This window comes from Clostridium pacaense (assembly GCF_020709765.2).
GTDB lineage: Bacteria > Bacillota > Clostridia > Lachnospirales > Lachnospiraceae > Enterocloster > Enterocloster hominis.
On the sequence record NZ_JAJFEB020000164.1, the window covers coordinates 1 to 247 of the forward strand.

1 pseudogene is annotated in these 247 nt (G+C 45.7%); it reads left to right on the top strand.

From position 1 onward, the window contains the following. Positions 1-6 precede the first annotated feature (6 nt). A pseudogene (locus LK536_RS58925) lies at positions 7-247 on the top strand (MBL fold metallo-hydrolase); the annotation flags it as partial.

A 247-nucleotide genomic window follows, 5' to 3' on the forward strand; every position in this document is an offset into this window, starting at 1 on the left:
TATAAAATGAACCGATTAAACACACCACTGGTTACACAGGAAACAATAAGGGCCATGGGAGACATGTCCTTTTTCACCCACGCCATGATTTTTGATGACCTTCTGATTGTTTCCCAGAGGGAAACCATCTGTTTTGTACTATGGACCACGGACGGACTGATTATAATAGATACAATCTGGCCGTCAAAACAGGCATTTGATGCAATTGTCAATGCCATCAGGGATGCGGGATGGGGCGGATGCCCGG